Origin of the sequence: Selenomonas sp. WCT3 (genome assembly GCA_900100835.1) — a bacterium.
Taxonomy (GTDB): Bacteria; Bacillota; Negativicutes; order Selenomonadales; family Selenomonadaceae; genus Selenomonas_A; species Selenomonas_A ruminantium_E.
The window spans coordinates 89,490-115,518 of record FNCM01000009.1; the positions used below are offsets into that span (position 1 = coordinate 89,490).

The window sequence follows — 26,029 nt, forward strand, 5'->3', positions numbered from 1 at the left end:
ATGATATGTTCTCCGCCTGTCGATGCTTTTTGTTACAAAATCGGGGATATCCTTTTGGCTTCTTTATCAATGGCAAGTGATGTTTGTCACATGAAAAATCAACGAAGTCGAATAAAATAAGAAAAAAATGATGTTATGTTTTGGGAAGGAGATTAACGTGAGCAACATCTTTAAGAAGTTCAAGTACCTGGTTCCGAAAGAGCAATCGGCCAGTGGTCATCAAGAGCTCCATGAAGGCGGGCGCGACTGGGAAAACATGTATCGTGACCGCTGGTCTTTTGACAAGTGTGTACATTCTACCCATGGGGTCAATTGTACGGGTTCCTGCAGTTGGAATATCTACGTCAAAAATGGTCTGGTGGCCTGGGAGAATCAGATTCACGATTACCCGGAGACCGGGCCGGATATGCCGGATTTTGAACCCCGTGGCTGTCCCCGCGGGGCGTCGTTTTCCTGGTATCTTTACAGCCCGCATCGTATCAAGTACCCCTATCTGCGCAGCGAGCTGGCAACTCTTTGGCGTGAGGCCAAGAAAGAGCATAAGACAGCGCTGGCAGCTTGGCAGAGCATTGCCAATGACCCGGCAAAGATGAAACAGTACAAACAGGCCCGCGGTATGGGCGGCTTTGTGCGCTCAAATTGGGAGGAGGCGGCGGAAATCGTCGCGGCTTCCGTGCTGCACACCGCAACGAAATACGGCCCGGACCGCATTTTTGGCTTTTCGGTTATTCCGGCAAAATCCATGCTGTCCTATGCCGGTGGCATTCGCTTTATTCAGATGCTGGGAGGAGCGGGGCTTTCCTTTTATGACTGGTATGCGGATTTGCCGCCAGCCAGCCCGCAGATTTGGGGCGACCAGACGGATGTACCGGAATCCTCGGATTGGTACAACGCCGGCTACATCATGACTTGGGGCTCTAACGTACCCCAGACCCGGACGCCTGATGCACACTTTTTGACCGAGGCCCGTTATAAGGGTACGAAGGTGGTCTCGGTATCGCCAGACTATGCCGAATCCACGGCGGTGGCGGACACTTGGATTCCCCTTAAAGTGGGCAGTGACTCGGCTTTTGCCATGGCAATGGGGCATGTCATCCTCAACGAATACTATTGGGGGGAGCCCTGTAACTTCTTCTTGGACTACACGCGCAAGTATACGGATTTCCCCTTCCTGGTGCGCTTGGTGAAAAAAGAAAATGGCAAATATCATACGGACCGTTATCTGACTGCCTCCGATTTTGGCCGGGAGGATGCCAATTCGGCGTTTAAGTATTATGTCATCGACGAGAAAACCGGCCAGCTGGTCATACCAAATGGCACCATTGGCGATCGTTGGGATCGTCATGAGAAGTGGAACCTTCGCGAGGAAAATGCCGATACCGGTGAAAAAATCCTGCCGCAGCTTTCGATTCTCGGCTGTATGGACGAAGTGGCGGAACTGGAACTTCCTTACTTTGGCAACGAGCGGGAATCCCGGTCGCTTACGCGGGCGGTTCCGGTCAAGCGGGTCAAGACGAAAGAGGGCGAGATACTCGTTACCACCGTTTATGATTTGACTTTGGCCAACTATTCCATTGACCGCGGCCTTGGTGGCGAGGCTGCTTCTTCCTATGAAGAAGATATCCCCTATACGCCGAAATGGCAGGAAAAATATACTGGCGTTTCGATGGACACGGTTATCCATACGGCGCGGGAGTTTGCGGATAATTCCATCAAGACGAAGGGCCGCACTATGGTCATCATGGGTGGTGGCATCAACCATTGGTTCCATGCGGATATTGTCTACCGCGCTATCTTGAACAACCTGCTGTTCGTGGCGGCGGAGGGCCGCAATGGCGGCGGTTGGGCCCATTATGTCGGCCAGGAGAAACTACGTCCCGCCGAGGGCTGGCAGCGCATCATGACGGGGCTTGACTGGAAAAAGCCGCCGCGGTTGCAGAATTCGACTTCCTTCTATTACTTTGCCACGGACCAATGGCGCAGCGATGAGATTGATGTGGCCGACATTACCTCGCCTACTGAAAAACCGCGTTACCGTCATGCCGGCGACTACAATGTCATGGCGGCGCGGCTGGGCTGGCTGCCGTCGTATCCGACCTTTAACAAGAGCGGCCAGCAGCTCCATGATGAAGCAGCTGCCGCTGGCAAGGAGGTCAAGCAGTATATTGTCGACAGTCTCAAAGATAAGAGCTTGCAATTTGCCATCGAAGACCCGGATGCGCCGGAAAATTTCCCGCGCAACCTGTTCCTGTGGCGCAACAATCTCATCGGTTCCTCTTCAAAGGGGCATGAATTCTATTTGAAATATCTGCTGGGTACCAAGAATAGCTTGTTTGCCGAGGAGGAGTGTGCCCTTCGTCCGTCGGAAATCAAATGGCGGGAAGCAGCTGAGTTGGAGCAGGCCGGTGGTGCAGCCGAGGGAAAACTGGATCTCTTGGTGGATATTGATTTCCGTATGGCCTCGTCGGCATTGTATGCCGATGTGGTTTTGCCGACAGCCACCTGGTATGAAAAGGATGACCTTTCCTCGACGGATATGCATCCCTTTGTGCATCCCTTCCAGGCAGCGATTGATCCCATGTGGGAATCCCGCACTGACTGGGATATCTTCCGCACCCTGGCCAAAAAGGTCTCGGAGGTAGCTAAGGAAGCGGATCTCAAGCCACTCAAGGATGTGGTGGCGATGCCAATCCAGCATGATACCAAGGGAGAGATTGCCCAGCCCTATGGCAAGATTCGCGACTGGAGCAAGGGGGAGTGTGAACCAATACCGGGCAAGACAATGCCGAATCTCATCGAGACGGAACTTGACTATACGAAGCTCTATGAAAAATGGATTGCACTGGGACCAGGTGTTGCCAAGATCATGGGAGCTGAGGCGATGACCTGGAGTTCCGAGAGCGAATATCAGGAAATCGGCAAGCGCAATGGCCTGGTGGATAACAAGGCGTATGTATCCTATGGCTGCCCGTCCATTTATTCGGCAAAACAAGCCGCTGATGCGGTTTTGGGGCTTTCTTCGACCACCAATGGCAAGGTGGCCGTTAAGGCCTGGGAAGCCTGTGAGAAGGAATCTGGTCTCAGTAATCTCACGCGGCTGGCCAAAGACCGCGAAAGTGAGCGCTTCACCTTTGAACAGCTGACGGTACAGCCCAAGGAGTCCATCACGTCACCGACCTTTACGGGTTCCAATCAGAATCGCCGCTATACGCCCTTTACGACCAATATCGAGGAGCTTTTGCCCTTCCGCACGAATACGGGCCGTCAGCATTTCTATCTGGACCATGAGCTGATGCGTGAAGCCGGCGAGGCCATGGCGACCTACCGGCCCATCCTCGACTATGCGCCAATCAAGCAGAAGCTTGGCGGTTGCAAGGAACTTACGCTGAAATATTTGACGCCTCACAACAAATGGAGCACCCACTCCATGTATTTTGACAGCCAGCAGCTGCTTACCCTGTTCCGTGGCGGTCAGTCCGTTTGGTTTAACGAGAAGGATGCCAAGGAATTGGGCGTCAAGGATAACGATTGGGTGGAACTCTATAACCATAACGGCGTGGTGGTATCCCGGGCCGTGGTGACCCCACGTCTGCCCCAGGGCGTAGTCTACATGCACCATGCCCAGGATAACCACATCAACGTTCCGGGATCGAAGATTTCTGGTACCCGTGGCGGTACCCACAACACGCCGACGCGGCTGCACATGAAGCCAACCCATATGATTGGCGGCTATGGGCAGCTAAGTTATGGCTTTAACTATTATGGACCAACTGGCAACCAGCGCGATATGTATGTAGTAGCCCGCAAAATGCAGGGGGAGGTAGATTGGCTTGAAGATTAAAGCGCAGATTTCCATGGTCATGAATCTTGATAAGTGTATTGGCTGCCATACGTGCTCCATTGCCTGCAAGAATGTCTGGACCAACCGCCAAGGGGCGGAATATATGTATTTCAACAATGTGGAGACGAAACCCGGTATCGGCTATCCGAAGCATTGGGAAGACCAGCAAAAATGGAAAGGCGGCTGGGAGCTCAAACATGGCAAGCTGCAGCTGCGTTCCGGATCGAAACCGGAACGGCTGTTAAAGCTTTTCTATCATCCGGATCAGCCGGAGATGGAGGATTACTATGAACCCTGGACCTATGACTATGAGTCCTTGATTTCGTCCAAGCGCAAGAAACATCAGCCCGTGGCGCGTCCCCGGTCGCTGATAACCCAAAAGCGCATGGAAATCAAATGGGGCCCGAACTGGGAAGATGATTTGGCCGATGGCGAGTCCGTCCGTCAGGATATCAACCTCAAAAATATGGCTGACGAAATCACCATGGAATTCCATGACTTGTTCATGAAATATTTGCCCCGGGTCTGCAATCATTGCCTGAATCCGGCCTGTGTGGCGGCTTGTCCTTCCGGGGCAATTTACAAGCGCGAGGAAGATGGTGTCGTGCTGGTTTCTCAGGATGGCTGCCGCGGTTGGCGTCATTGCATCCCGGCCTGCCCCTATAAAAAAGTCTACTTCAACTGGAAGACCAATAAGGCGGAGAAGTGCATATTCTGTTTCCCGCGGTTGGAAAACGGCTTGCCGACAATCTGCACCGATACCTGTGTGGGCCGCCTGCGTTATATGGGCGTTGTGCTCTATGATATGGATAAGGTTAAAGAAGCGGCCTCCGAGCCGGAGGCCGGCAATATCTACCACCGGGTCTTGGATATCCTTCAGGACCCCAATGACCCGGCGGTTATCGAAGCTGCCCGTCAGCAGGGCATTCCCGAAAACTGGCTCAAGGCGGCGCAGAATTCGCCGGTCTACAAAATGATTAAAGAGTGGAAGATTGCTCTGCCACTTCATGCTGAATATCGGACGCTGCCCATGGTTTGGTATGTACCACCCCTTTCGCCGATTACCCGCCGAATGGAAGCGGATGTCTACCTGCCGGAGGTTCAGGAGATGCGCATTCCGCTGGCTTACTTGGCGGAACTTTTCGGTGCCGGCAATGCCGAGGTGGTAGCTAAGTCCCTTCAAAAGCTGTTGAACATGCGCCAAGTTATGCGCTGCCGGGAAACTGGGGAGGAACTTCCTCCGCATTTGGCGAAGGATGCGGCCCTTTATCAGGAGATGTATCGCCTGTTGGCCATTGCCAAATATAAAGATCGGTTCAATATACCCGCTGGGCTTTCGGAGCAGTCCCAGGACAAGCTTCATCAGCTGCAGGGAACTTGTGGTTATAACTGTCCAGGAGGGTGCTGATATGGGAGCACAGGAATATAAAGAGACACTATCGCTGGCGGCGTATCTTTTTGATTACCCGGATGCAAAATGGTGGGAGTCGTTAAAGGAGGCGCGATTGGCCGCGGAAAAAGCCCCGGCCCATCAAATTCGCGAGGAACTGCTGGCAGTCATTGACTATATCCAGGAGATGGGACAGAAGGAATACGAAGAATGGTATGTCCGCGTATTTGAATTTTCGGCTAACACCAATCTGTATCTGACGATGCACAACCGCACGGATTTTGGCCGGCAGTCAAAGGACATGTTGGAGTTTAAGCGGCTGTTTTTGGAAAACGGCTTTGACACCAATAAGGAATTGCCGGATTATCTGCCGGCGGTTTTGGAGCTTTCGGCAGCCCTTTCCAGGGAGCGGGCCCGTGACGTTTTAGCCGTGGCGGCTCCCAAATTGGAGTTGCTGCGCAGCCGTTTTGCCGAAGCCAAATTGGCGCATACGTTTTTGCTGGATGTCATCTTGACTACAGCAGAGGAATTGGAGAGTGAGACTGCATGATGGCGTTTTTATATGGCGTGCTGCCTTATATCGCATTGACGATACTTGTTGGCGGGACAATTATTCGCTATACGTATTTCGAACGGAATTGGACGACTAAGTCCAGTGAATTTTTGTCCAAGGGGGACAGCAAATGGGGCAATCCCTTGTTTCATCTGGGATTGGTCATGGCCTTTGGGGGCCATTTTGTCGGTGTCCTGGTGCCCAAATTCGTGACGGAAATGGGAGGAACCGATGAACACACGTATCATCTGATGTCCTTGGCGGGCGGCATCCCGGCAGGTATCCTGTTTTTAGGGGGCTTCCTGCTGATCTTGAAGCGGCGCTTTGCTGGCAGTGCCCGTCTGAAGGTCAACACCAGCCGCCTGGACTGCTGGCTTTATCTGGTGCTTTTGGTCACCTTGGTATCGGGGATGCTGGCAACTCTGTCCAATATTCCGGGAACCTTTGACTATCGGGAGACGATTTCTCCCTGGTTCCGTTCCGTGCTCCTGCTGCAGCCTGAAGTATCGCTGATGGCTAGGGTACCGGTTCTATTCCAGCTGCATATGATATGCTGGATGCTTTTGGCGATTCTTTTCCCCTTTACCCGGCTGGTTCATTGTCTGAGTTTTCCCCTGGAGTATTTTTTCCGCCGGGATATCATCTATCGCCGGAAATGATGGCCACCCCCAAGACTTTTTTCCGGTATTCTTGTATAATAGGTAGCAGTGAATGACAACGGATAAGTTTTGAGGAGAGATAAAATGGGTGAAGAACATTGCTCCTGCGGGCATCATCATGACCATCAGCATACCCCAGGGGAGATTGCCGGCCTGCGGCGCAAGAAAGAGCAGCTCAGCATGCTGCAGGACAACATGCGGGAAATCCAGCAGCTCCATGACAAGATTGATGGAGCCCTTGCCCGGGTGGAACGCGAAAATGTCGGGTTTATCCTGACCCAGCGAAAGACGCTGAAAGAGCTTAAGAAACTGGCGGATAAGGTCTTAGGGAAGGGCAGAGAACCAATTTTTGCCACCCTGTATGCGGCAGAGCGGGATTATATCGAAAACATTGAAGATATCATGCACCACGCCCAGATTTTAAAGCGGGCCGGTCAGGGCAATGTCACACCCGAAGTGCTGGCCAATATGGAAAAGAGCCTCAAGGCGGCAGAAGAAGCTGCCAAATAAAAAACAGAGCTTGTTATCTTGCTTTTGCGACAACAAGCTCTGTTTTTTTCGGTCATATTACGATACGGTGGCGGTTAAATCGTCGGATTCCGTAAAGTAGTTGGCAATGTACTGGCAGAAGTGGCGAAGGGTATCGATATCGATATCATCGTGATTATCCATATAGTGGGCAATCTGACGGCGGCAGCGCTGCAGCGCATTGTCGATGGATTTGCTGTCGTGTTGGAGCTGCTGGCTGATATGCTCGTAGCTGTTCCCCTGTAAGCGGGAAATAAATACCTGATAGGCATAGGGGGACAGAATTTGTTTGAGCACTTCTTCGCAGCTTTCAAAATCATCCTGGATAATCAAATCATGGGCCGGGGATTTCGTTTCCTGGTCGGCGATGGTATCGAGCCAGCAGGTTTTCTCGTTGTCTTCGAATACGGAGACGTTGAGAGAAAGTGCCTGGTTGAGAATGGCGTGTTTATAGCGATTGGCTTTATTGATGGCGGAGATACATTCGCAACGGATGCAACGGGTGGCAAAGGACCGGAAGGAAACGCCACGTTCCGGTTCGAAGTCGCGGAGAGCCTTGAAGAGGCCAATGCGTCCTTCCTGCAGGATATCTTCGTGGTCTGCCCAGGTCATATAGAGGGTTCGGCAGGCCGTGGTGACCAGATAATCATAACGGCTTGCCAATTGGGATCCAAGCTTGGGATCACCGGTTCGTTGAAACTCCTGAATCAATTCATTTTCGTTGTTTGTGTCCATATCTAGTTCCATGTAATAGTCCCAATTCCTTTAAAAGTCCATATATTAGCGTAACATTATAACCACATAAAAGTCAATAAAATTATCGAAAGTATAAATTTTGTCCGCTACAGGTGAAAAGGAACCAAAATGCTTGCGAACGCAAACAATTTTTTGTTGTCAGAAGCCTTATATATGATATAATAAATGACGGTCTGTGATTGTTTGTGATTGAAATTGAGAAAAATGTGGGAGATTTAGGAGGAGTATGAATGTTTTCAAGATGGAATGATTTCACAATCAGTACCAAGATACGGCTTACCTTTATGGTGGTTATGTTGGTCGCGTGTGTGTTAGGTGGTGTGGGGATATACAACCTAAACGCGTTGAACGACAAGGCAACGGAGATTACGGAAAACTGGCTGATTATGACCGATGTGTCCCATCGCATGTATGAGGATTCAGCCAATATGCGCTTTGATGCGTATAAGTACACCCATGTAACGGATAAAGCGGTACTGGACAAATGCCTGAAAGACACCATGATGCATCAGGACAACATCACGAAGGGGATTGAAAAATACGAGGCGGCTTTGGAACGGGAGATGAAAATCAATCCGGAGAAGGCCAAGGTCAATAAAGAGAAATTCGACCAGCTCAAAAAAGAACTGGACAAGAATTTCGAAATCAATAAGAAAATCCGTGCCGATATGGAAGCGGGCAGCAAGGAATCCATGATGAAGGGCATCACGGTGGACGGCTTCAAGCAGTATGATGTAATCGCCGGGGCATTGGAAGAATTCACCAAGATGAATATCGACAGTGCCAATGAAGCCAATGAGGAAGCCGAGGCTGTATACCATCGTGGGGCAGTGGTAAGCGTTGTCCTGCTGGTGCTGGCCTTTGTCATGATTGTGATATCGGCACTGTATTTAGGGCGCAGCATTACCCGCGGTGTTCGCGTGCTGGAAGATATTTCCGCGAAGATGGGAGATGGCAATCTGCGCGACCGGGCCCCGATTCTTTCTGGGGATGAGCTCGGACAGCTGGCTGGTCACTACAATAAGGTAATGGACCGTCTGTCGACCATGATGCGCAAGATTCAGCAGAGCGCCGAGGAATCGAATAACGCAGCGGAGATGCTTCGCCAGGGGTCTGAGCAGTCGGCCCAGGCGGCAACGCAGATTGCCGATTCCATAACCCGGGTGGCCCAGTCCGCAGCTGAGCAGAACGACATGGCGGCTACCACTACGGCAACGGTAGAAGAAATTCGCAAACAGCTTGACCAGGTAAATGAAGGAACGACGACGGTGCTGGCACATGCCGACGAGGCTCAGAAGAAGGCCGATGATGGTTCAGATGCCATCAACCAGGCCGTGTCGCAGATGCGCAATATCGGGGCATCGGTGGAGGAATCGGCAAAGGTTGTGGCTTCCTTGGGAGAGCGTTCCCAGCAGATTGGACAGATTGTGGAGACCATTTCGGTCATTGCTGAGCAGACGAACCTGCTGGCCCTCAATGCTGCTATCGAGGCTGCCCGGGCTGGTGAAGCTGGCCGTGGTTTTTCGGTGGTTGCCGATGAAGTCCGCAAGCTGGCCGAAAGTTCCAGCGAGGCCGTTACGGAGATCGCTTCGCTGATTCATGGGATTCAGGCCGACACCGAAGCTGCTGTGGTTTCGATGCAGACAGGCAACGAAGAGACGAAATCCGGTGTGGCCATTATGGACCAGGCTGGCCAGACCTTCAGTGAGATTGTCGCCCTTATGGCCAAGATGAACGAAGAGATTAAAACGATGAGCGACAGCATCAATACGGTGGCAGTTGGGGCTGACGGGATTGTCGATACGGCAGACCGTCTCAGTGAGGCTAGCAATTCTGTATCCAGCGAGACCCAGACGGTTTCGGCGGCTACGGAAGAGCAGTCCGCGTCGGTGGAGGAGATTGCTTCCTCGGCGCATAATCTGACCACGGTATCCCAGGAGCTTCAGGCAGAGCTTAAAAAATTCCGTATCTAATCGATAGATTGGTTGTAAGACTACCGAAAAGGTGTTTGCTTTTTCGGTAGTCTTTTTATATAATGAAAAAAACGGCGAAAGGAAGGATGCAGCATGAAGCAGTTGGTTATGCATGTCGATATGGATGCCTTTTTTGCTTCGGTGGAACAGTTAGACCACGAAGAATATCGTGGCAAGCCCTTGATTATCGGCGGTCTGGCTGGGCGCGGGGTAGTATCTACTTGTTCCTATGAGGCGCGGAAGTTTGGGGTTCATTCGGCCATGCCCATGGGGCGGGCGCAACAGCTTTGCCCCCAGGGCATCTTTATTGAAGGCAATTACTCTCGTTATGCCGAAGTTTCCCAACAGATTTTTGCTGTCTTCGACTGCTATTCGCCTGTTATTGAACCGTTATCTATTGATGAGGCCTTTTTAGACCTTACGGGCATGGAAAAAATCATGGGAACGCCCCTTGGCTATGCGCGAAAGTTGAAAGGGGAGATTCGGGAGAAAACCGGAATCGTGGCTTCCGTTGGCATTGCGCCTAACAAGTTCCTGGCCAAGCTGGCATCAGATCTGGAAAAGCCTGATGGGCTGGTGATTATTACCGAAGATAAAATCCGGCAGGTCCTTGACCCGTTGCCGGTGCGGCGCATTTGGGGCGTTGGCCGGCGGATGAATGAACAGCTGGAAAAACTCGGCATACAGACCATTGGCCAGCTTTACCGGGCGGATTACCATCGCTTGCAACAGCAGGTGGGGGAGAATATGGCGCGGCATCTTCATCAGCTGGCGGCAGGAATCGACCATCGCATCGTAGCCCCAAGGGAGCGGGCCAAGTCCATTGGCAAGGAAATGACCTTTACCGAAGACCTTCAGTGCCGGGAAGATGCGGAACGGGTTTTGCTGGATCTTTCCTGCAAGGTGGGCTGGCGTCTCCGCAAGGCGGGGGAGAAGGCTCGGACGATTCAGCTTAAATTGCGCCTGTCCTCGGGGTTTAAGACCTATACCCGAAGCCGTACCCTTTCCGAGGCAACCTGCTATGATGAGGAAATCTATCATACGGTGCTGGACCTTCTCCATGAACTGAAGCTCTTTCGTGGAATCCGCCTGCTGGGGGTCAGTACCGCCGGTTTTGATGACGGCAGGGAACTGAATCTGTTTCAGGACGAGGGCAAGAAGGACAATCTTTATGCGGCTATCGATAAGATTCGGGCCAAGTTTGGGGAAGGTGGCATTACGAAAGCCCAGCTGCTTTGCAAAGATAAACGAAAATAATGATAATAGCGGATAAACATAAAAAAGTAACAAAAATCATAAGCACAAGTTCTGTTTTTCGTGTATAATAGGAGGCAGAAATAACCGACTCCGAGCGAAAATGTCTAAGGTCACGTTGGGTGACTATGAGATTTAGCCGGGGCCCCAGGGGAAACGCTGGGACCTTCCATTTTGAAAAGGGGTCTTTGCTTGCGCAATAGGTGAAGACTATCTTTCTGTCAAAGGGAAGGTGGTCTTTTTGTATTTGTGGGGAAATCGGAGAGCAAGATAGGAGATAGGCCGTATGAAGGAAATGAAAACCGTAGATGCTGTCGGACAGATTCTCTGCCATGATATCACGCAGATTATCAAGGGCGTGACGAAGGATGCCGTATTCCGCAAGGGACATGTGATTACGGAGGAAGATATCCCGGTGCTGTTGTCGGTGGGAAAAGACCACATCTATGTCTGGGAAAACGATGATACGATCCTGCATGAAAATGACGCGGCAGAAATTCTGCGTCAGCTTTGCCAGAATGACTACATGACGGCCTCGGAGCCAAAAGAGGGTAAGATCGAGCTTACGGCAACTGTTGACGGCGTCTTCCAGGTTGACGAGTCAAGATTTGACGATGTCAACGAGCTTGACGATGTGACGATTGCCACTTTGCCCCAGAATATGCCGGTAAAGGCTGGCCAGAAGCTCGCTGGTATGCGCGTGATTCCGCTGGTCATCAAAAAAGACAAGATGGAACAGGTAAAAAAAGTGGCTGGGGATAAGCCGCTTTTGCGCCTGCGGCCGTATCAGAAAGATATCAGGGTCGGTGTGGTGACGACGGGCACCGAGGTTTTCCTGGGCCGCATCGAGGATACTTTTACGCCGGTCATCGCGGGAAAGCTTAAACCCTTTGGCTTAAAGATTGACGAGCACCGCATCACGGATGATGTGACAGAGCATACCCGGGATGCCATCCGTGAGCTGGCAGCGCTGGGTATGGATATGATTATCTGTACGGGAGGGATGAGCGTTGACCCCGATGATCGCACGCCAGCGGCCATTCGCGATGCCGGTGCCGATATCATCACCTATGGTGCGCCGGTACTGCCGGGCGCTATGTTTCTGCTGAGTTATTTGGAGTATGAAGGCCGAACCATTCCCGTTATGGGGCTGCCGGGCTGTGTCATGTATGCGGCCCGCACGGTGTTTGACCTTATATTGCCGCGGGTCATGACGGGGGAACGGCTGACACGCCGGGAGATTCGTCATTTTGGTATCGGTGGTCTCTGCATGAACTGCAAGACTTGTCATTTCCCGGTTTGTGGGTTCCAGCACTGAGGAGGGATTACCATGCAGGATATTTCGTTGGAAAAAGCCGTGGCCCTATTGTTGGAGCAGGCCCCGGAAATCCGTGAGGTGGAGGAAGTTTCCTTGATGGAGGCCTTGGGGCGCACCTTGGCGGAGGATTACAGGGCGCCCTTTGACAATCCTCCCTTTGACCGGTCACCCCTTGACGGCTACACCTTTGCGGCCAGTGGTACGGCTGGGGCAACGGAGGCCCGGCCGGCTGAGTTTCAGATCATCGGTGAGGAGTGTGCCGGCCAGTATTTTGATCAGTCCGTGCCGGCGGGGAAAGCCGTGCGCATTATGACCGGGGGCGCAATTCCTGTCGGTTGTGACTGTGTCGTGCGGCAGGAAGCTGTCACCGCCGATGGCGACATGCTGCTAGTTCCCTTTGTCATGCATTCCCATGAAAATTACTGCTTTGCTGGTGAGGACATCCAAAAGGGGACACTGCTGGCTAAAGCTGGTACCAAGTTGACGGCCGCCCATCTCGGGGCCTTGGCTAGCATGGGCTTTCCTAAGGTCAAGGTCATCCGCAAGGTTCGCATTGCCATTGCCAGTACCGGGGATGAACTCTTGCAGCCAGGGGAGCCGCTGGCGCCGGGGAAAATATACAACAGCAATCTCTACATGATAAGCAGCCGCTTGCGGGAGCTGGGCTTTGAGCCGGAAGTCCTGGGAATTCTGCCCGATGATGTGGACGCCGCGGCAGCAGTGCTGGAGCGTTGGCAGGATAAGGTAGATGTATTCTTGACCACTGGCGGCGTGTCGGTGGGCAAGAAGGATATCATGCACGGTGTTGTCCGTAAAATTGGTAGGCGGCTCTTTTGGCGGGTTTGCATGAAGCCGGGAGGGCCGGCGATTGCCTACACCTTTGGCAAAACCCTTGGTATTGCCCTTTCGGGAAATCCCTTTGCGGCCTATGCGACCTTTGAGCTTATCGCCCGACCGGTGCTGGTGGCGCTCAGCGGAAACGATAAGCTTGCCCTTCGCCATACTCAGGCCGTTTTGACAGACGCTTTTCTAAAGGCCAGTAAAGGACGCCGCTTTATCCGGGCCTATTATGAAAAGGGCAAGGTTCGTCTGCCGGAACAGCATGCGTCAGGCAGTCTGTTCTCAGTGGTGGGCTGCAATGCCTTTGTGGCCATTCCAGCAGGAACCGGTCCGCTGGAACCGGGGACTGAGGTGGATGTGGTCTTGCTCTAAGGACACGTACTTTCAAAGGAATTGTTTTGGAATTGGGATGAGAGTATGATTGACAAATATCAGCGTAAAATTGAATACGTCCGCATTTCGCTTACAGACCGCTGTAATTTGCGCTGTCGTTATTGCATGCCGGAAGGCGGTATCGAAAAGCTAAACCATGCGGACATTCTGACCTTTGATGAAATCCTGCGGGTGGTGCAGGCTTTTGCATCTCTAGGGGTGCGCAAAGTTCGGCTGACCGGCGGCGAACCTTTGGTTCGCCGGGGCATCGTTGATCTTGTGGGGGCTGTCAAGGCGGTGCCGGGAATCGAGCAGGTTGTGTTGACGACGAATGGGGTATTGCTGGATGAATTGGCGGAGCCGCTGATGGCGGCTGGCCTTAGTGGAGTAAATATCAGCCTGGATACCTTGCAGCCGGAGGTGTTTGCCGCGATTACGCGCCGTCCGCTCTATCAGCGGGTGGAACGGGGCGTTGAAAAACTGCGGGCGCTGGGAATGGAAAACATTAAGTTCAACTGCGTGCCGATTGAGGGAGTCAATGAAGCGGAGATTCCCGCTTTGGCAGGGCTGGCCCGGGACTATGCGGTTAAAGTTCGATTTATTGAGCTCATGCCCATTGGCTGTGCTTATGAAGTGGGATACAAGGGCGTGGTCATGGACAAGGTTCGCCGGGCAATCGAGCGTGCCTATGGAACGATGAAGCCGGCGGGAATAAAAGAAGGGGCCGTTAATGGTCCGGCGGTATACTACCGATTACCAGGCTTTAAGGGAGAGGTGGGCTTCATCGATGCAATGGAGCATAAATTCTGTTCCTCCTGCAATCGCGTACGGCTGACCGCCGAGGGCTTTTTGAAACTCTGCCTCAATGCGAAGTCGGGGCTGGATATCCGTCAGCTGCTGCGCCGTGGCATCAGCGATGACAATTTGCGGCTGGCGATTTATCAAGCCATCTATCATAAACCGGAGGAACATTTTTTCTTGGATAAACATAATGAGGCTCGGGACAGCCGGGCCATGGTTCAAGTAGGAGGCTGACAATGGGAAAGATTCAGGCGCTTTGCGTAAGTGAAAAAAAGGGAACCTTAAAGGTACCGGTGGATTCGGTGTTGTTTCAGACAGAATGGGGGATTGAGGGAGACGCCCATGCGGGCAAATGGCATCGGCAGGTCAGTTTCCTAGGGCTCAAGGAAATCGAGGATTTCCGCAAGCTGGGTGTGGATGTGAAGTTTGGCTCCTTTGGCGAAAATGTCGTGGCCGAAGGCTTCCGGTTTAAGGAACTGCCGGTGGGCACCCGGCTGCGCGCTGGTGAAGCCTGGTTTGAGATCACGCAGATTGGCAAGGAATGTCATAAGGGCTGTGCCATTCGCCAGCAGGTTGGCGATTGCATCATGCCCCGGGAGGGCGTCTTTGCCCGGGTGCTGCGTGGCGGCCCCGTGAAGGTCGGCGATGAACTGGAGCTGGTGCCAGCGGGGGAAAAACTTCCCCTTGATGCAGCCATCATTACCGCCAGCGACAAAGGCAGCCGCGGCGAACGCGTGGATAAGAGCGGCCCGAAGGTCAAGGAAATGCTGGAGGCAGCTGGCTACCGCGTGGCCGATATGACCATTCTGCCTGACGATCAGGCGGCTCTGGAAGGGAAGATGCAGGAATATGCTGCCCGTGGTATCGGCCTTATCGTCACGACGGGGGGCACTGGCTTTTCTCCCCGGGATATTACGCCGGAGGCGACGCTGGCTGTCTGTGAGCGGCTGGCACCGGGAATCCCCGAAGCTATGCGGGCTCTTTCCATGCAGGTTACTCATCGGGCAATGCTGAGCCGCGCACAGGCAGGAATTTGCCGCCGCAGCTTGATTGTCAACCTGCCAGGCAGTGCCAAGGCCGTTGAAGAGTGTTTAGGTTTTATTCTGCCAGAACTTCAGCATGGCATTGAAATCCTGCGCGGCGACGCCGGGGAATGTGGCAGGAAATGATATGGATACGTTGCATTTAAGCCTGCTGCTCATTGCAGGCGGTAAAAGTTCGCGGATGGGACAGGATAAGCGCTGGCTTGAATACGATGGCGCGTCGATGCTGGAGTGGCAGCTGCGCAAGGCGCAGCGGCAGGCATTTGCCCGCAAGTATCTGTGCGTGGAGAAGGCGACGGAGGAACTGCTGGCGTTGGCAAAGCAGTATGAGTTTGAGCTGCTGGTGGATGAACAGTCAGGCCTTGGTCCCATGGAGGGCTTACGCCGTGGTCTTTCGGCCATGCCAACCCAGTATGGCTTGGCCCTTTCCTGTGATATGCCCTTTTTTGTCTTTTCTGCCTTGGAGCCTTTATTGGTAGAATTGACTGGTCAAACTGGCTTAATGGCCATGCTGGCGGAGACCAATGGCCGCCGGCAGCCGCTGGCAGCCATCTACCATCGGGATTTGGCGCAGGACTTCGCCACTGCGCTGGCAGCTGGCGAGCGGAAACTCGGGAAAGTCATCGATAGGGTGCCTCATCGGTTGGTGGCTGTTCCGCGGGTCAATTGTTTTTTTAATGCCAACACCCCGGCGGATATGCGGTTGGTGCGCGGCCGGCTGGCCAACAGTTGGCGTGAGGTTCCCCTCGTTACTGTTTCCGCGCCAGTGTCCAATACTGGCAAGACGACATTTATTGAGCGGCTGATTCCGCGTTTGCGGGCAGCGGGAATCCGCGTTGGTGTCGTCAAGGGAGATTGCCATGGCTATCAAATGGATGTAGAGGGCAAGGACAGTTGGCGTTTTTCCAAGGCCGGTGCCGATGCGGTGGCCGTAGTATCGCCAACAGGGTACTTTATCCAACAGCAGACCGGAAAAAGGGCTTCACTGGTGTCGATGGCGTCGCGGCTGGAGAATGTGGATTTGGTGCTGATTGAGAGCCGCAACCATGGAACAATGCCAGAACTGTCTCTCTGGCGTGGATTGGGAAGCCCCTGCCTTCGGGAGGATACGGCTGCCCTGTTTGCTGGCGGCAGTCTGCCTGATGGGGGGCCAGTGCAGGTACATTGTTACGATATCGAGGATATTGCCCAGGCGGAAAAACTGGTGAAATTCCTTATGGGAAAAGACTTTTAAGGGATTTGTCAGATTTTTCATCAGCTTGAATTTTGCCGTGGGACAAATGACACAAAAAACAATAATGATAAGATTATTTTTATTTATAACCGGCCTTTGGCCGGTTTTTTTGTCGTTTGCCAATGGACAAAATCTTTGTTACCATGGCACTTGTGGCAGCGGAATTCTTCTTGTTGTGATAAAAATCGTCGCAGAAAACAGGATGAAAAGATAAACTGTTGCCGGAAGGAAATTTGAGATTCCGATTAGGAGGCGTTTGCCATGCAGCCAAGAGAGACAGAGCTTATTGATTTCCCTGTGACGCGCTACGATGCGCAGCAGGGACAGATTGTCGAGGACCACAAGTATACATCCATCGAGCGCTATCTGGACATCTATCTCAACGGGGCAAGGCTTACGACCTCCTTTTGTTCGCCAGGGGATCTGGAAGACCTAGTGACAGGTGTATTGGCCCAGCTGGGGAAAATCCGTACAAATGACGATATCGTAGGCCTCAGCATCGACGAGAAGGCCTTTACCGCCCGGGTGGAGACGACGGCGGATGCTCAGCAGTGGGCGGCCCATGCCGCCGAGGATCCGCGTTACTATTCGGCCCGTGAGATTCTAGACTGCGCCCCTGAGCGCATCTTTGCTCGGCCCCGGGCGGTGCAGTTTGTGGCCCAGGATATCCTGGCTTGCGCGGACAAATTGCTGTCGGAGTTGGCGGCTACTCACGAGAAGACCAATGGCGTGCACAGCGGCATCCTCTACGACCAGCGGCAGCGCCGTATTCTCGTGTTCCGCGAGGATATCGGCCGTCACAACGTCTTTGACAAGCTCTACGGCTGGTCGTTGCGGCAGGGGATTGACCTTACGGATAAGATCATCATCTTCAGCGGCCGCTGTTCCTCGGAGATGATGCTAAAGCTTGGCCGCATGGGCATTGGCGCGGTGGCTGCAAAGTCGGTGCCGACCACGCTGTCGCTGCGACTGGCAAAGAAATTGGGGATTACCTTGGTGGCGCGGATGCGCCCAGGCAGCTTCTGTATTTACACGAATCCTGAGCGGATAATCGTCGCGGATGATGACCGGGTAGAAAAAGAAGCGTAAAATCGCAATATTATTTTTGCATAGAATCATAAATATCACATATGGATTTTTCATAGCTTTGCACTATAAAGGATAGAAGAATTTTATGGGATGTGGATGATTTTATATATACTAGAAATGGTTTTAGGAGACTAAAGGAGGAAGTTTTGATGAATTTGAGCAGACGTGACTTCTTGAAAGCCACAGGTCTCAGCGGGATTGGCCTGGCTATGGCCAGTCTGGGACTCGACATGCCGAAGGTCAAGGCTGCCGCAAAAGAATTCAAGCTCAAGGGGGCACGGGAGTTTACCTCGATTTGCCACTTCTGCGCTTGTGGTTGTGGCGTCATCGGCTACGTGAAGGACGATAAACTCGTCCAGCTCGAAGGTGCCGTTGACAGTCCGATCAACCGCGGCGCTCTTTGCAGTAAGGGACTGGGCTATGGCCATATCCCGAACTCAAAGGAGCGTCCGCAAAAGCCGCTGTACCGTGCACCGGGCAGTGACCACTGGGAGGAAATCAGCTGGGAAGAAGCTATCGACAAGGCCGCTCATGCCATGAAGAATGCCCGTGAGAAAGGCTGGAAACAGACCGAAGAAATCGATGGCAAGACCTATGAGGTTCGCCGTACCGATGGTCTGGCCTTTATCGGCGGTTCCCAGATTAACAACGAGGAATGCTATCAGAATATCAAGATGGCCCGGGCTCTCGGCGTTGTTTATATCGACAACCAGACCCGTGTCTGCCACGCGAATACGCCGCCGGCTTTGGGCGCTGCCTTTGGCCGTGGTGCCATGACGAATCCCTGGGCGGATATCAAGAACACGCACCTCATCTGGATTGAGGGATCGAACCTGGCCGAGTGCCACCCGATGGGCCTCAAGAATGTCATGGCTGCCCGTGAGAAGAACGGCTCGAAAATCGTCCATGTGGATACGCGCTTCACGCGTACGTCGAAGATTGCCGACGATTTCTTCCAGGTACGTCCGGGCACGGATATCGTCTTCATGGGTTACATCATCCATGAAATGCTGGAATCCGGAAAATTCAACAAGGAGTACGTCCTGCAGAACACCAACGGTGCCTGCCTGCTGCGCGATGACTTCAAATTTGACGATGGTCTGTTCTCAGGTTATGATCCAGAGAAAAAAGCCTATACCAATATGGAGACCTGGGGCTATGCCCTCGGTGCCGATGGCAAACCCCAGAAGGCTAATGACCTCTTTGCGCCCAATACGGTTATGTCGCGGCTCAAGGAATTCTACAGCCGTTACACCCTCGAGATGGTGGAAAACATCACGGGCATGAAGGCCGAGGATGCTAAGCGCGCCGCTTCCATCTGGATTGAAAACGACAAACCGGCCATCATCATGTATGCTCTCGGCATGACCCAGCATACGGTGGGCGTACAGAATATCCGCTGCTTTACGATTATGCAGCTGCTCAAAGGCAACGTGGGTATCCCCGGCGCCGGTATCATCGCTATGCGCGGACAGCCAAACGTTCAGGCATCCACGGACTTTGGTATCGAGTTCAACATGCAGCCGGGCTATCTGGTTCATCCGACCCACAAGACGCCGGACCTCAAGTCCTGGACTGAGGCCTATGGTACCTTCCGCCGCAAGTGGTATGTCAATATGACAAAGGCTTGGTTCGGTGAGCATGCTACGCCGGAGAACGGCTATGGCTTTGACTATGGTGCTATCCGCAACGGCAATCATCCCGATTCCATTTATGCGATTTTCGAGGATGCCTGGAAGGGCACGATGCATGCCCTCTATCTTTGCGGCCAGAATCCCCAGATGACCAATGCGAACCTTACCATGGTTCATGATGGTCTTGCCAAGATGGATTCCCTTATCGTACAGGATGTCTTCGTCAACGAGACGGCGGAGTTCTGGAATCGTCCGGGGGACAACCCCAGCGAAATCCAGACTGAGGTCATCTTCCTGCCGGCTTGCTCGTATCTCGAGCGCGAAGGCACGATCACGAACTCCATGCGCCTGATTCAGTGGCGTATGCAGGGACCGAAACCGGTGGGCGAATCCAAGCCGGATTACCTGATCAACGACATGCTTTGGAAACGCATCCGCGAACTCTACAAAGATTCCACGGAGAAAAAGGACGAGCCGATCCAATACATGTCTTGGAATTATTCCCAGGAAAACTACATTGAAGACGTCATGAAGGAAATCAGTGGCTACAACGTGGCTACGGGTGAGCTGGTCAACGGTATCGGCGAACTCAAGGACAATGGTGAGACGGCTTCGGGCATGTGGATTTACGCTGGTTACATCAGCCGCGAGGGCAACCGCACGAAACGCCGCGGCCAGGAGGACCCGGGCGATTTCGGTATTTTCCCGCAGTATGGCTGGGTATGGCCGGATAACATCCATATCCTCTACAACCGCGCTTCCTGCAACCCGGACGGTACGCCGAAGGATAAAGAGCATCCGCTGGTCTGGTGGGATGCGGCAGCTGGCAAATGGACCGGCTACGATGTACCGGACGTTGGCAACCGCACGGCTGGCCCGGATACGCCGGACGGCCAGAAACCCTTCCGTATGAACGGCGAAGGCATTGGCCGCCTCTTTGCCGCAACGTATAAGGACAAGAACCCCGATGGCACGACCCGCGATGCGTCCTCGACGCCGGTGGACGGCCCCATGCCGGAATTCTACGAGCCGGTCGAAAGCCCGACCCACAATGCCCTGCATACGAATGAATTGGCACAGTTCAACCCCTGCGTCAAGTATCCGCGCGTTCCGGAAAAACAGCCCCTGGGCACGAAGGATAAATTCCCGTACGTGCTCACGAGTTCGGGCATTGCTGAGCACTGGTGCTCCGGTACGATTACCCGCAACATTCCATGGCTCAACGAGCTGGTCAAGGAACCCTTTGTGGAAATCAGTGAGCAGCTGGCGAAAAAGCTCAGCATCAAAGAGGGCGACAAGGTAAAAGTAAGTTCAGCCCGCGGTGCCGTGGTAGTAAAAGCCATGGTTACGAAACGCGCGCAGCCCCTTATGATTAATGGCGACGAGACGCATATGGTCTGGATGCCGTACAGCTGGGGCTTCAAGGGACTGGCTAAAGGTCCGAGCACCAACTACCTGACCATCGATGCCCTTGACCCGAATACTCAGGAGCAGGAGTTCAAGGCCTGCCTGGTTAACATCGTGAAAGCATAATCTGTTTATATAGGAGACTTTTATGAAAACCGCCAAGAAATCACCCATGGATGAATATCTGAAAAAACACCCTTTCCTTGCGGAAACGGCCAACTTGCAGCTTGCTATGGAGAAAATCCTTACAGGTGCAGTCTCGCCGGTTTCCTTTCCCGAAAAGGATGACATTGTAAATCTCGTCAAAGACGGCATGCCCCTTTTGCAGCAGCCTAAGCTCCAGCGCACCATGGTTAAGGTGGCCGCAGTATCGCTGGGGGATTGCCTCGAATCCCTCAAGGATCTCGAAGCACCAGAGATGATGAAGACCGCCATCAAGGCTTGGCAGAGCTGGATGGCAGAAGCTGAGCTTACGGAAATCCAGCAGTTCTTCGACTATTTATTGCGGCAGGAAGATGCAGAAATCCAGAGCTTTGCGGCAGATAACAAGCTCAACGAGGCACTGGTGCGTACACTGGGCTGGCAGATTGTCGAGGCTTTGGTTCCCGCCGAGGTCAAAGACCCTGTTTTTTGGCAGGGGATCGGCTGGAAACGCAATTACTGCCCGGTCTGCGGACGCCAGCCAGTTCTCGCGCAGCTGCGCAAGGAGCAGGAGGGCCGCGCCCGCGTGCTCGCCTGCGATGGCTGCCATACGGTATGGCCTTATGCCCGCCTTGGCTGTGTCTACTGCGGCAACGACGATCTCAAGGAAATGCATATCCTTGAGCCTGAGGGCGAATCTGCTATGCGGATTGATGTCTGCGACAAATGCCATGCCTACCTCAAGACTTATAATGAGGAAGGCGAAGAGGAGATTTATTTGCGGGATTGGGCGACAATTCATCTTGATTTTCTCGGTGAGGAGAAAAGTCTCCAGAAAAAAGGAAGCGTAATGCTCGCTAATGCGTAAAGCTGTGTATTTGCGAGTACGAAAGGAGAACTATAATGGCACAAGAAATCGCTATGCTGCATGATGTGGCACGCTGCAGCGCCTGCCGTGCCTGCATGGTCGCCTGCAAGCAGTGGCACGACCTGCCGGCCGATATGTCAACGCCCTTTGAAGGACAGTATCAGTCCCATAAAGAGCTGACCCCGACGACTTGGAACCTTATCCAGATGAATGAGCGCGTGGATTCGGAAGGGAAATTCCACTGGGATTTCTTCAAGCGCCAATGCATGCACTGCGCTGACCCGGCCTGCGCCAAAGGCTGCCCGGAAGAAGCCATCACGAAACTGGAAAATGGTGCTGTGGTCATTGATGAGGATAAATGCGTGGGCTGCGGCTATTGCACCCACAACTGCCCGTTCAGCGTTCCGAAGGTTGATCGGGAGAAGAACAAGTCGACGAAATGCGACCTCTGCTTTGACCGCATTGCAGAAGGCATGGAGCCGGCCTGCTCGAAGACCTGCACGGCAGATGCCATCCGCTTTGGCACGAAAGAAGAAATGCTCAAGCGCGCCGAAAAGCGCGTGGCCATCCTCAAAGAGGAAGGTTACAAAGATGCCAATGTCTATAACCCGCAGGGAGTAGGCGGCATCCATATGCTCTATGTACTGCCGGAGAAACCGTCGGTCTATGACCTGCCGGAAAATCCGCAGACGCCGGATTCCATCGATCTCTGGAAGGATATCGTACGGCCAATCGGCAAGATCGCTGGTGCCGGTGCGCTGGTGGGCGTGCTTGGCATGGCTGCACTCAAAGGGATGGCCAGCAAGAAGGAGGAGAAATAAGATGCTCGTAAACAAGAAATACATCAAGCGTCACAAGATGGGCTTTGTCTATTTCCATTGGATCAATGCTGTCTGCTTCTTCATGCTGTTTTTGACGGCACTGCCCCTTTATGCCGATACCTTCCATTTCCTTTACGACATGTTTGGTTCGGTGACGCTGCAGTATGCCCATCGCGTCTTTGCCGTAATCTTCATCTTGAACCCGATTGTCGGTCTGGTAACGGCCCATGACGGCATTCGCCGTTTGGTCAAAGAAGTCATTAGCTTTGGCCGCGATGATATCGTCTTCAACCAGAAGTTCCCGGCTGAACTCATCGGCAAGGAACCCGAAGGCATTCCGCCGCAGACCTTCTACAACGGCGGCGAGAAGATGAACATCCTGCTGCAGGCTGTCATCTGGGGACTGCTGGTCATCTCGGGGGCTGTGCTCTGGTTTGGCGATGGTCTCATCAGTCCGGCTATCCGCACCTGGATGATTCCGCTCCACAGCATCTGCGCTGGCTTCGGCTTGGCCGCAGCTATTGGTCATATCTACCTGGCTGTGGGCATCAACCCCGATTCCCTGCAGGGCATGTGTGATGGTACAGTTAAGGCCAGCTATGCTGCCAAACATCATGGCAAATGGGTGGATGAACTGGTGGCTGAAGGAAAAGTCACAGCGGCAGAAATTGCCGAGGCAGCAAATCAGGACGATGAAACGAGGAAAGAATTGGCTGTCGAGGGAAAACTTTAAGGAGAGCTGTAGCCAGATAAAACGAGGCAATCCATAAGAAAATCAGCAAATGAAATGAGAAAATTCTCACACGGTGTGATTTTTATCACAGCTGTGTGAGAATTTTTTTGTTATACTTATAATAGGTATATTATGGGATAAAGGGAGAGTGAGAACGGTGAATCAGCAGGAGACAATTGCGTATTTGATTCAGCGGCTGCTGGCACAAGTATTTGCCATCGTCGTCGGTGTGGTAGTTATCGTGGGGATAAGCCTCTATCTGTTCACGAGTTATGTTGCGGTGGTAAACGATGCTGGTGTGGTGCGCGGCGGTTCGCAGCGCATCGTCAAACAGGTGCTGGCCGGAGCGGATGCCAGCCAGACCACGCAGAAAATCGAGGGGCTGCTTAAAGATCTCGGCAGCCGGGTGCATTTGGGCAGTTTTCCCGCTAAGCGCGATGCAGTGGAAAACTATTGGCAAGGGGAAGTGAAAACAGCCATTGCTGAGTATGAGCAGACGAAAAATTCCGCGCATCTGCTTGAGGTAAGTGAAACGTATTTTGCTAAAACCAATGAAATGGTTGAAGCGGCACAAACGCTGGTCGATGTGATGGCAGTACTGTTGTATGTGTTGCTGGCAGGCTTCATTGCTGCGGTTGGCCTGGTGCTGCGCCGGGTTTATTATACCTTCCAGGAACGGGTGGTCGACCCCTTGTCGGCATTGGAGGGAAGTGTCAACAAGCTGGCGCATGGACATATGACGCAGCAATTCAGCTATCCGCGCCACGATGAAATCGGGGCGCTTTATGAGTTGCTGAATACGATGCGCACGGCGATTCTCGGCTATGTGCAAGATATCGATAAGAATCTCAATACAATGGCTGCCGGTGATTTGGTGAGCACGACGGATATGAAGTATATCGGCGACTATGAGCCGATCCAGCGTAACATCAACCATATCCGGCAGACCCTCTGTGCGGAGATGCAGAGTATGGGGGATATGGCCGAGCAGGTAGCGGTAAGCTCTGGAGAAGTGTCGAAAGTATCGCAGAGCCTGGCCGAAGGCGCTATGTCACAAAATGAAAGTGTCCAAGACCTTCAGAATAAGATTCATGAGACGATGGCTGAAAATGCCAAGGTCGAATCCTTTGTGGAGGCGGCGCGCGAGTCGAGCCGCTTGACGAATGAAAGCATTGAGATGAGCCGTCAGCAGATGGATAATGTGGTGGCTGCGATGCGTGATATCAGTGTGGCCTCGGAGGAAATTCGATCGATTCTTGGCACGTTGGATGAAATCACGGGGCAGACCTCCCTGTTATCGCTCAATGCCTCAATCGAAGCAGCTCGAGCTGGTGATGCTGGCCGTGGCTTTGCTGTCGTTGCCGAGGAAGTCCGCAAGCTGGCCGAGCAGTCCGCGCTCAGCACCCAGAATATCCAGACGCTTATCAACAAGGCTCTGGGGGCGATTGAAAGTGGTACGGAGGTCGTAGGGATAGCGGCTGATTCCTTGTCGGGAATCACGGAAAATACGGAGGCCGTCAACAAGGTTATTGAACAGCTCAGGCAGCAGAGCCTTGAACAACAGAAGATGATGGAACAGGTAAACAGCTTATCGCGTGATATTTTAGGGGTTGTCACGGACAATTCCGCAGTATCGGAGGAGTGTGCCGCATCGAGTACGGAGCTTTCGAATTTTTCCGATTCGCTTAAGGATAGTGTGAACAAATTCCGGACCAAATAACAGAAAAATCAGGATAAATGTAAAAAAATCCCCTGCGAAAGCAGGGGATTTCGATTTTGTGGCGAATAGTATAAGATACCAATAAAGTACCATTCAAATCGTTGGTTTTTCTAGAAACAATTGCAACATGCAACGCCAAGACGACAGAAAGGAGGAAGAACGATGATTTGCAGAAAATGTGGAAGTGTATTGGAAGAAGGACGGATGAGCTGCCCTTTCTGTGGGGAGTCTGTAGCCTCCGGAATGGAAGGGACAAAGCACAAGAAAGTAGAACTCAAGGCATTAGCAGAAGTTCCCGATGACAAGGAAAAACTGCTGACGGAATTGCAGCGACTCAAAGATTATTTTCTGGCAATCCGTGGAAAATATGCCGTTATGGAAGATTTGTGGCTCATGCAGCTGAAATGGCAGGAACCATCACTGCTTCACTGGGCGCTGGGTGGTTTCCTGGTGACCTTTGCTCTTTATCTGATGCTCTACGGAGCTGGTCTGCTGCCCCATGTCGCCCTGTCGTTCTTCTTCGTCCTTTGGGGAAGCATTACCAGCGTGGGCTACATTCGTTCCGGCCGTATCTATGAGGCCAGAAAAGCTCGGATTGCGGAGGACATCTTCGAAGTCGAAAATGATGTCCGCAACTATTACAATCAGGCTGCTGACTGCTTCCTGCCGCTCGACTATTCCGACCCGCGGGTAATCGGGGAACTCATTCACGGAATTGAGACCGGAACCATCAAATCCTTTCAAGACTATCGGATAAGTTAAAAAATTTTTCAGGATATCAACTATTCATAAAAGGAACTGTGAAATTGCAGTTTGTAGGTTACACGAATCTCATTCGAAGCAACTCTTCGCCGCCGCTAGGGGTAGTGCCAACACTACGCGGGAGATGTTTTTCTAAACGAAATTTTTATCCGTAATTAAGCATCGAAAAAGTTGCAAAACGCGCTTCGCTTGAACGGTAGCAATTTTTCGACGAACGGTGAGGATAAAAATTTCGTTCTTCACGAAAAACATCAAACGCTTCGTTTATGGCACTGCCCCTAGCGGCGGCTGA

The 26,029-nt window shown here is 52.6% G+C and carries 20 protein-coding genes and 1 riboswitch; of the genes, 19 read left to right on the forward strand and 1 reads right to left on the reverse strand.

Translation table 11 applies throughout. The features are described from left to right. The first annotated feature begins 157 nt into the window (after positions 1-157). From BLQ36_RS09265 to BLQ36_RS09285, 5 genes are all read left to right on the forward strand, one after another. The gene (locus BLQ36_RS09265; RefSeq protein WP_074515322.1) at positions 158-3,841 is read left to right on the forward strand and encodes a nitrate reductase subunit alpha; all 3,684 of its coding nucleotides are present in this window, start codon (positions 158-160) and stop codon (positions 3,839-3,841) included. Next, positions 3,831-5,249 (forward strand): nitrate reductase subunit beta, encoded by a 1,419-nt coding sequence (gene narH, locus BLQ36_RS09270; protein WP_074515323.1) that lies wholly within the window; start codon positions 3,831-3,833, stop codon positions 5,247-5,249. The genes BLQ36_RS09265 and narH overlap by 11 nt, the downstream gene beginning before the upstream one ends. Before the next feature lies 1 nt (position 5,250). Then, positions 5,251-5,781: a nitrate reductase molybdenum cofactor assembly chaperone gene (gene narJ, locus BLQ36_RS09275; protein ID WP_074515324.1), complete on the forward strand. Its 531-nt coding sequence runs from the start codon at positions 5,251-5,253 to the stop codon at positions 5,779-5,781. Continuing rightward, complete coding sequence (narI, locus tag BLQ36_RS09280) at positions 5,778-6,443, forward strand: respiratory nitrate reductase subunit gamma (RefSeq protein ID WP_074515325.1); 666 nt, start codon at positions 5,778-5,780, stop codon at positions 6,441-6,443. Before narJ ends, narI begins: the two co-directional genes overlap by 4 nt. Positions 6,444-6,527: 84 nt before the next feature. Then, positions 6,528-6,953 (forward strand): hypothetical protein, encoded by a 426-nt coding sequence (locus BLQ36_RS09285; RefSeq protein WP_074515326.1) that lies wholly within the window; start codon positions 6,528-6,530, stop codon positions 6,951-6,953. Positions 6,954-7,010: 57 nt separating this feature from the next. On the opposite strand, the gene BLQ36_RS09290 is transcribed toward BLQ36_RS09285, so the two are convergent. After that, positions 7,011-7,706, reverse strand: coding sequence for a sigma-70 family RNA polymerase sigma factor (locus BLQ36_RS09290; RefSeq protein WP_180364856.1), 696 nt, complete (start codon positions 7,704-7,706; stop codon positions 7,011-7,013). A 251-nt stretch (positions 7,707-7,957) separates the two neighbouring features. Between BLQ36_RS09290 and BLQ36_RS09295 the strand changes: the two genes are divergently transcribed. The 14 genes from BLQ36_RS09295 (at position 7,958) to BLQ36_RS09360 (ending at position 25,737) form a co-directional block, all read left to right on the forward strand. Further along, entirely contained in the window at positions 7,958-9,700 is a 1,743-nt protein-coding gene (locus tag BLQ36_RS09295) for a methyl-accepting chemotaxis protein (protein WP_074515328.1), read from the forward strand. A gap of 93 nt (positions 9,701-9,793) precedes the next feature. Continuing rightward, a complete protein-coding gene (locus BLQ36_RS09300; protein WP_074515329.1) occupies positions 9,794-10,957 on the forward strand; it encodes a DNA polymerase IV in 1,164 nt (387 codons plus the stop codon). Positions 10,958-11,033: 76 nt separating this feature from the next. Continuing rightward, a riboswitch (molybdenum cofactor riboswitch) is annotated at positions 11,034-11,155 on the forward strand. An 85-nt stretch (positions 11,156-11,240) separates the two neighbouring features. Next, positions 11,241-12,272, forward strand: coding sequence for a molybdopterin-binding protein (locus tag BLQ36_RS09305; RefSeq protein WP_074515330.1), 1,032 nt, complete (start codon positions 11,241-11,243; stop codon positions 12,270-12,272). 12 nt (positions 12,273-12,284) lie between these two features. Next, a complete protein-coding gene (gene glp, locus BLQ36_RS09310; protein ID WP_074515331.1) occupies positions 12,285-13,484 on the forward strand; it encodes a gephyrin-like molybdotransferase Glp in 1,200 nt (399 codons plus the stop codon). 45 nt (positions 13,485-13,529) lie between these two features. Continuing rightward, positions 13,530-14,519 (forward strand): GTP 3',8-cyclase MoaA, encoded by a 990-nt coding sequence (moaA, locus tag BLQ36_RS09315; protein ID WP_074515332.1) that lies wholly within the window; start codon positions 13,530-13,532, stop codon positions 14,517-14,519. Between the two features lie 2 nt (positions 14,520-14,521). Then, a complete protein-coding gene (locus tag BLQ36_RS09320) occupies positions 14,522-15,454 on the forward strand; it encodes an MOSC domain-containing protein (protein ID WP_074515333.1) in 933 nt (310 codons plus the stop codon). Between the two features lies 1 nt (position 15,455). Continuing rightward, positions 15,456-16,562: a molybdopterin-guanine dinucleotide biosynthesis protein B gene (mobB, locus tag BLQ36_RS09325; RefSeq protein ID WP_074515334.1), complete on the forward strand. Its 1,107-nt coding sequence runs from the start codon at positions 15,456-15,458 to the stop codon at positions 16,560-16,562. Positions 16,563-16,823: 261 nt separating this feature from the next. Beyond that, positions 16,824-17,651: a formate dehydrogenase accessory sulfurtransferase FdhD gene (gene fdhD, locus BLQ36_RS09330; RefSeq protein WP_074515335.1), complete on the forward strand. Its 828-nt coding sequence runs from the start codon at positions 16,824-16,826 to the stop codon at positions 17,649-17,651. A gap of 149 nt (positions 17,652-17,800) precedes the next feature. After that, entirely contained in the window at positions 17,801-20,818 is a 3,018-nt protein-coding gene (fdnG, locus tag BLQ36_RS09335; protein ID WP_074515336.1) for a formate dehydrogenase-N subunit alpha, read from the forward strand. Positions 20,819-20,840: 22 nt separating this feature from the next. Beyond that, positions 20,841-21,701 carry a formate dehydrogenase accessory protein FdhE gene (locus tag BLQ36_RS09340; protein ID WP_074515337.1) on the forward strand — a complete coding sequence of 287 codons (861 nt, stop codon included), beginning with the start codon at positions 20,841-20,843 and terminating at the stop codon, positions 21,699-21,701. Between the two features lie 35 nt (positions 21,702-21,736). Beyond that, complete coding sequence (locus BLQ36_RS09345) at positions 21,737-22,522, forward strand: 4Fe-4S dicluster domain-containing protein (RefSeq protein ID WP_074515338.1); 786 nt, start codon at positions 21,737-21,739, stop codon at positions 22,520-22,522. Between the two features lies 1 nt (position 22,523). After that, positions 22,524-23,255 (forward strand): formate dehydrogenase subunit gamma, encoded by a 732-nt coding sequence (locus BLQ36_RS09350; protein ID WP_074515339.1) that lies wholly within the window; start codon positions 22,524-22,526, stop codon positions 23,253-23,255. A gap of 148 nt (positions 23,256-23,403) precedes the next feature. Then, on the forward strand, positions 23,404-24,975 hold the full coding sequence (locus BLQ36_RS09355; RefSeq protein ID WP_318260960.1) for a HAMP domain-containing methyl-accepting chemotaxis protein: 1,572 nt from the start codon (positions 23,404-23,406) through the stop codon (positions 24,973-24,975). Between the two features lie 162 nt (positions 24,976-25,137). Further along, positions 25,138-25,737 carry a zinc ribbon domain-containing protein gene (locus BLQ36_RS09360; protein ID WP_074515341.1) on the forward strand — a complete coding sequence of 200 codons (600 nt, stop codon included), beginning with the start codon at positions 25,138-25,140 and terminating at the stop codon, positions 25,735-25,737. Positions 25,738-26,029 lie beyond the last annotated feature (292 nt).